Here is a 1,579-nt window from a genome sequence, read left to right on the forward strand (position 1 = left end):
GAGGCCGTGTAAAAACGTGCTGAGCGACGGTGGGGCGGAGGTTGAGACGAAGCGCAGGACGCCTCCTGCTCAGGCTCTGATGGCTTCCATCAGCGGCTTGGTTCCCAGCACCGCCATCACTCGCTTCATATTGTAGGCCAGGATGTGGAGGCTGATCTCGGTTTTCACGTTGGGCAGGCGCTTCATCAGGAAGTGGGTGTGGCCCATCCAGGCTTTGATCGTGCCGAACGGGTGTTCGACCAGGCTTCGCCGTTCGCGCATGGCTCGAGGCCTCAGATCCATCCGGGCCTGGAGCGCATCGATCACCGCTTCATGCTCCCACCGCGTGACCTTTCGTTCGACCGCAGGCGTGCACTGAGCCTTGATGCTACAGCCTGAACAACTAGCCCGATCCCAGTATCGATGCAGCGTCATGCCCTTCTCGACGACGGTCATGTGGTACGGAAGCAGGGAGCCGGCCGGGCAGCGGTAGACGTCTTGATCTGGCAGATAGACGAAGTCCTGCTTGCCGAAGCGGCCTGCCGCCTTGGCTCCTGAGGTCTGGGGCTTGGGCACGAAGGACGTCACACCCAGGGCCTCGCAGGCCAGGATTTCCTCGCCGGAAAAGTAGCCCCGGTCCGCCAACACTTCGAGCGTCTCGACGCCCATGGCGTCCTTGGCCTGACCGGCCATGTTCGCCAACTGCTGCCGGTCCGAGCCGGTCATGATCACCTCGTGGGCGACGATCAGGTGATGCTCGCCTTCGACTGCGGACTGAACGTTGTAGCCAACGATGCCGCTGCCTCGGCCGGATGTCGCCATGGCGCGTGCGTCGGGATCGGTCAGGGAGACCTGACCGTCAGGCGCCGCCTCGACCTCGGCCTCCATGGCCTTCAGCATCGCCATCTGGGCGCGCAGCCGCTCGACCTTCTCGACCAGTCGGTCGGACCGGGCATCCACGGCCTCGCCTTCATGACGATCCGCCGTGTCCAGGTCCTGTAGATAGCCGGCGATGTGCTCAGCGACCTGCTCGATCCGCCGCTTCACCTTGGTGGCGGTGAAGTTCTTGTCGCGGGTGTTCACCGCCTTGAACTTGGAGCCATCGATGGCGACCAGGGCCGCGCCGAACAGGCCCAGCTGGCGGCACAGGACCACGAACTGCGCGCAGGCCGCCTGGATCGCCGAGCCGTTCTCGCGGCGGAAGTCGGCGATGGTCTTGTGATCCGGCGCCAGCCGCCCCGTCAGCCACATCAGCTCGACATTGCGCTGCGCCTCGCGCTCCAGTCGCCGGCTCGACTGCACCTTGTTCAGATAGCCGTAGACGTAGAGCTTCAGCAGCATGGCCGGATGATAGGCCGGTCGGCCCGTCGCCGCTGGCGTCATGCCCTCGAAACCCAAGCCCGCAAGGTCCAGCTCATCGACGAAGACGTCCACCACCCGGACTGGATTGTCCTCGGCCACATAGTCATCGAGACACTCGGGAAGCAGCGTGGGCTGCCGGCGATCTGCACCCTGAACGAAGCGGCTCATACCCACCTCCTGACGACCTCAGGAGGCTACCCTAATTCGCTCCATACCAAGGCGTTTTCACACAGCCTCG

At 64.2% G+C, this 1,579-nt stretch carries 1 protein-coding gene; it reads right to left on the reverse strand.

Going from position 1 to position 1,579, the window contains the following annotated elements; translation table 11 throughout:
- Positions 1-69 precede the first annotated feature (69 nt).
- Positions 70-1,509 carry an IS1182 family transposase gene (locus FM111_RS05095; RefSeq protein ID WP_256968100.1) on the reverse strand — a complete coding sequence of 480 codons (1,440 nt, stop codon included), beginning with the start codon at positions 1,507-1,509 and terminating at the stop codon, positions 70-72.
- Positions 1,510-1,579: the final 70 nt, after the last annotated feature.

It is taken from the genome of Brevundimonas diminuta 3F5N, assembly GCF_900163625.1.
GTDB classification, from domain to species: domain Bacteria; phylum Pseudomonadota; class Alphaproteobacteria; order Caulobacterales; family Caulobacteraceae; genus Brevundimonas; species Brevundimonas diminuta_A.

Excerpts from the sequence above, each read along its gene's own strand:
- FM111_RS05095 (WP_256968100.1), bottom strand. The coding sequence starts at position 1,509 with ATGAGCCGCTTCGTTCAGGGTGCAGATCGCCGGCAGCCCACGCTGCTT.